This window comes from Bacillota bacterium (genome assembly GCA_040754675.1).
In the GTDB taxonomy this organism is placed as follows: domain Bacteria; phylum Bacillota; class Limnochordia; order Limnochordales; family Geochordaceae; genus Geochorda.
Map to the genome: position 1 here is coordinate 1 of JBFMCJ010000298.1, position 5,035 is coordinate 5,035.

Genomic DNA, 5,035 nt, shown 5'->3' on the forward strand with positions numbered 1-5,035 from the left:
CGGGTTTCCTTGCAGGAGTCTCCGGCGCGGGCTTCGGTGCCTGGTCAGGCCGGGCCGGCTGGTGGTGCCCGTTGGACTTCAGCAGCACGCTGAAGTCCGAGAGCCAAATCTCCAGCTGCCGGCCGGCCTCGTCCCGACTCACCTTCAGCTTGCCGTCTACGATGAGGTAGTCCCCCTTGGACAGGCCGGCCTCCTGCACCCTCTTCGCCAGCCGGTCCCAGGCGTTGATGGGCACCACCTCCCGGCGGCCGTCGTCGGAGATCTCAAAAAGCAGCCGGGCCTTGAGGCAGCTTGAGCCGTCCTTCCGCTTCACCTGGCTCACCGCCGGCGGCTGCACAACCTCCCCCGCGAGCGTGACGCGGTTCAAACACATCCCTCCCTTTGCTTCCTGCAACTCCGGGAACCGGCCGCCCAGGAGCAGGTCGTCGAGGCCCTTGCCCCAGGCGACGGGCCAGTAAGCACGCGAGACACGGTAGCCCGCCGCCCGCAGGGCCTCTTCCAGGCTGCGGGCGGCCGCGTCCACGTGCGGATTGGTCTCGGCATCGGAGTCGAACGCCACCACCACTGACCCGGCCCCCAGGGCCTCCAGGGCCTCAAACAGGCCGGCCGACCGCCAGGTGTTCACGCCCGGCACCGCCAGCACCGGCTCGCCCAGGCGCGAGGCGGCAATGTCCGCCTTCAGCGGCCCCTCGGTGATCCACACCCTGGGGCCGCCGGGCGGCCCCAGTGCCGACACGTGGCACAGGGCCCGCGCCGGCGTGCCGCCCGGCCTGCCCGCGGACGACAGCCACACGTACCGGGGCCCGCCACCGGACGCGTCCCGGCGCACTTGCAGGCCCACAATCCTCCCCGAAGCGTCCCGCACCGGCACAAGCAGGCCGGGAGGGCCGGCCACGCGCCACTTCCCTCCCGCGCGCCAGAAGCCGGGCACCCCGGCCGGGTCGGCCCGGGCCGCCACCCGCTCCCCCAGGTCCGCGCGGCCGCTTTCGGGCAGCGTGCGGTACATCCCCGCCTGGATCTGCTCCGGGTCCAGGCCGCGGGCGGGCGAGAGCAGGTGCTCCCGGTGAACCGCGCTCAGGCCCAGCGCCGCGAGCAGGGCGCGGTAGACCCCATCCAGCTTGGCAGCGTCGGCCACCGCAGGCGCCGAAACCTGGGGGGCAGGCCGCGCGGAGAGCACCACGGCTCCCGCGCGCAGCCTGCCCCGGGCCCCGCACCGGAAGCAGAAAAACACGCCCTTCTGGGCGTTGCCGTAGAGGTGCCCGCCGCGGTCCCCGCAAAAAGGGCAGTTGGCCCGCGCCTCCGCCCGGCCGGGGGAGAAGCGCAGGCCGACCGCGGAGGGTTCCAGCACCAGGCCCACGCTCCCACCCCCCTCGGGCCTACGGTTTCATCGCCTGCCTCACCACCAGCGAGTCGTTCTTGGCCCGGTAGCCCTCGAGCAACAGGCGGCTCCCGGGCACGGCCGCGCCCATCACCTCGCGCACCTGCTCCAACCCCGGCCCGGAAAAGGCGTAGAACGCGCGCCCGGCAGGAAGCAGCTTTTCGTCCTCGTCCACACTCAGCGTCTTGACGCGAAGGACCACGACCTCCTCGCCGTTGCGGTGGTCTTTCTTGACGGCAGGCGCGGACACGACCTCAAACTCCCCGGCCACCGACGCGCCCGGCCGCGCGGCCTGCGCGGCTCCGGCAGCCGCCAGCTTCCCTGGGGCCGGTTCCCGCGCTTCAGCTGGCGGGGGTCCAGAGGCTGTGGCCTTCACGGTACCGGGGGCGGGCTCGGGAGCCGCCGGTTTCGGCCCGGAGGGCGCCGGCTCCTCGGGCGCCTCTTCCCGCGCCTCGGGCGGCGGGAAGAGCAGCTCGGGCTTCTCGTCCTCGTTGTCCTCCTCGATCTCCACCCGGACTCCGGGCGGAAGCGCCACCGCCGGGCGCTCGGGCAGTGCCCCCGCGGTAGCCCTCCGCACGAACTCCTCCAGGGTCATGTCGTTCTTGAGGATGTAGAGCGCGGGGACGGTGGTCTTCACCTGCCGCTGCCTGTCACCCTCACCGATCACCGGGTGGGCCGGCTCCATCCTGACCTCCAGCTGCAGGGTTACAGTCCACACGGGCAGGCGCAGAGCCTGTAACATCTTAAGCAGCAGCGCCAGGGCACCCGCCACGTTCAGGTAGCTGTTCACGCTGGACGTCGCGATCTGGTACACGCCCAGCATCCCGGGCACCTTGGGTAAGAGGAACTTGAGACGCCCCACTTCGCGGCACCTGCCCGCCTTGTAGAGCGGGCAGGAGCGGTGAAGGCAGGGGATCTGCACGTACTCCTTCCCTCCCCCACCCTTGAACACGGGCAGAGGCGCACCCGTCGCGGCGCTCAGGAACCCCCCACCCTTGGACACCACGCCGTACTCGGACTGGCCCTGCTGCCCGCGGGCGTAAACCGCGGACAGGTTCGCGCGTTCGCCGTCCCCGGTGCAGATCCGGCCGAACTGGTCGCCGTAGCGCTCCAGCTGGCTCGGGAAGATCACCGACACGTCCTCTACCGGGAAGGCAATGTCAAGCCGCCTCGGCTGGTCGCCGTACACCGCCCGCACCTCGGGCGGGCACACGAAGTAGTCAAGCGACCTGGGCCGGCCGTTCTCGTCTTTCTCACCGATCTGGATAACCCCCAGGCGCGGCAGCCTCAACGTGTCCCACCCCTTCACCACCCTGTTGAGCGGGCGCGCCGCCTGCTCAGCCATCGCACAACTCCTCCCCTCCTTTTGCCACCCAGCACGCCGCGAACACAACGTCCCGGGGCAACCTCACGCTCGCCTCGCGTCCGACCAGCCTCAGCAGGCGAGGCTGGTTGGCAGGTACGAATACTTCGACCACCTCCTGCCCCTCGTCCGTGAGGCACCTCGCGGCTACCCTAGCAGTGTCCTCGGAGCCGACCCGGCCAGGGATCCTCGTGTCCCCCACATAGAAGTAACACCCCCTCATGAACGGACAGACGGTCCCCATCCCTTGGAAGCCAGGACCCGAGGCCACCGTCCGGCCGGGGCGCAAAGGCAGGATCGCGGCTGTAGTGGACCAGCCTCACTCTGTTCCCCTCCCTCCTTTGCCCCGGCGCCGCGCGCCAGGACGACTGAAATCCACCCCGCGGCGGACACCACGCCTCCGCCGCACAGTCCCCCGAAAACCGGGCGGGGCGCCCGGCCTACCTCTCGGCAACGACGGCCTGGCGCCCCCCTTCTTTCCACCGGCCCGCTTCGCAGCGGGCGACGGCCAGGGCGCGTTCGCGGTTCGCGAACGATCCCCGTGGCTCCCACCGCTCGGGGACGCGTACCCACACGTGCCACCGGCCGTTGTAGTGCTTGACGTGCACCTCTACCTGTCCCGGCTGTCGCACACCTCCCCCTCCGTTTCCATCCCGCCGGGACACAGGAGCCGCCGGGCCCGCTCGATCCGGGCCAGGGCGGCCGGATCAACTTCTCCGTAGACCTCCACCCGAAAGCCTCCGATGCCGTGCCCCGCGAGCGTTTCCGCATAAGCCGCCACCCGGTCGGGCGTCCCGCAAACGCCAAAGAGCATCCCGCCGAGGCAGGACCAGTTGCGCAGGATTTCCAGGCCCGCCTCGCGGGCCAGGTGTTCTGCGTACGCCTCACGCGCGGCAAAGTACGCCGCCGCCACCGCCTCAAGCCGCCAGGGCCGGGAGAGCCAGAGCATCGCCCGGGATTCCCCGGAGCGCTCCGCGGGCCCGCCGGACCGCACTGCCACGTTCCAGCCGCACAGGTTCAAGCCTGCACACCCCCCGTCAGGCAAACTGCCATACCAGCTGCGAGCCCTCGGCCGCCACCTGGACCGCGGGCTCCGGGGGTGCCCACGCGGCCCCGAACAGTTCCAGCCCCTCCACCGACTCCAGACCTTCCACAAGGACCCGCGCGAGCTCCACGCCCAGGTCGTCCCCCTGGGCCATGGCCCGCAGGCCCTCGCTGGAAAACCTGCCCTCTAAGGCGAGCGCAGCGCGGAGCTTGGTGCCCATCAGCCTGAGCACCGCCTCCTGCAGGTGCCGGCGGTGGGCCAGGAAGACCACTCGCACGGGCTTCGTCTGCCCGATCCGCCAGGACCGCCGCGAGGCCTGCCTGAGCGTGTAGAGCGAGTACCCGGTCTGGAAAAACACCAGCGTGGGGAAGTCGATGAGGTCCAGCCCCACCTCCACCAGCCGGGCGTTGGCGACGACCACCTCGGTACCGCCGGCGACCTGGCGGGCAATCCACTCCTCACGCGCCGCCGGCCGCACCGACTCGCGCAGCACTGCCACCCGCAGCCCCGCGCCGGAGAGGATCTCCCCCAGCCGGGCGGAGACGTCGCGCGTGCCCGTGTACGCCACGTACACGAACACCCGCCTGCCGGCGGAGATCTCCGCGCGGCAGAGGCCGACGAGCGCCTCCTCTTTCGGGTAGGTGGGCCACTCCGGCAGGTCCCGCGGCACCGCCACCACCCGGCCGCCCGAGCCCGTCACCGGCGGGTTGCCCGCCGGCCGGTCGGGGTACGACAGCGCGGCGTGGACGTAGCCGGCCACGCGGGCCGAGCCCGCCCGCAGCACGCGGGACACGTCGCCCCGCAGCCCCGCGCGCAGCGCCTCGTACTCCCGCCGCTGGTCGGGCGACATGTCCTGGAGCAGCACCTCCTCCCGGTAGGGCGGAAGGTCGCAGGCAAGGTCGGAAAGCTCGAGGAACACCGTGCACTCCAGGAGGTGCTCGGAGAACACCGCGGGCGAGATGCCGGGCTTTTCCCTCACCCTGAGGCGCGGCACGCCGGCGCGGGAGGAACGGGCGGCCCGGCCCTCGGGGGCCTGGGCCACTTTCTCCAGGCAGCCGTAAGCGGCGACGAACTTGCCCACGTCCCCGTAGCCGTAGCCGGCCGCCTTCATGGCAGCCGGGTTCAGCCGGTACAGCAGGTAGAAGAGGTCGGAGGCGTACCCGCCCGTCACCGTGCCGGTGAGGGCGAGCACCCTCCTGGCCCGCGCGGCGAAGACCCCGAAGGCGCGGCCCTGGGCGGAGGCGGCGGA

The 5,035-nt window shown here is 71.7% G+C and carries 6 protein-coding genes; all 6 read right to left on the reverse strand.

Annotated elements, in window-relative coordinates; translation table 11 throughout:
- Positions 1-1,357 (reverse strand): DUF3854 domain-containing protein (locus tag AB1609_15285; GenBank protein ID MEW6047817.1); only part of this gene is annotated, 1,357 nt, incomplete at its 3' end.
- A gap of 19 nt (positions 1,358-1,376) precedes the next feature.
- Positions 1,377-2,723 carry a hypothetical protein gene (locus tag AB1609_15290; GenBank protein ID MEW6047818.1) on the reverse strand — a complete coding sequence of 449 codons (1,347 nt, stop codon included), beginning with the start codon at positions 2,721-2,723 and terminating at the stop codon, positions 1,377-1,379.
- Positions 2,716-2,943 carry a hypothetical protein gene (locus AB1609_15295; GenBank protein ID MEW6047819.1) on the reverse strand — a complete coding sequence of 76 codons (228 nt, stop codon included), beginning with the start codon at positions 2,941-2,943 and terminating at the stop codon, positions 2,716-2,718. Before AB1609_15295 ends, AB1609_15290 begins: the two co-directional genes overlap by 8 nt.
- 238 nt (positions 2,944-3,181) lie before the next feature.
- On the reverse strand, positions 3,182-3,373 hold the full coding sequence (locus tag AB1609_15300; GenBank protein MEW6047820.1) for a hypothetical protein: 192 nt from the start codon (positions 3,371-3,373) through the stop codon (positions 3,182-3,184).
- Positions 3,352-3,762, reverse strand: coding sequence for a hypothetical protein (locus AB1609_15305; GenBank protein ID MEW6047821.1), 411 nt, complete (start codon positions 3,760-3,762; stop codon positions 3,352-3,354). Before AB1609_15305 ends, AB1609_15300 begins: the two co-directional genes overlap by 22 nt.
- Positions 3,763-3,778: 16 nt before the next feature.
- Positions 3,779-5,035, reverse strand: a 1,257-nt coding sequence (locus tag AB1609_15310) for a helicase-related protein (protein ID MEW6047822.1), incomplete at its 5' end; no start/stop codon positions are given.

Bases quoted from the DNA above. Each gene is read 5' to 3' on its own strand.
- AB1609_15290 (MEW6047818.1), bottom strand. From the start codon at position 2,723: ATGGCTGAGCAGGCGGCGCGCCCGCTCAACAGGGTGGTGAAGGGGTGG.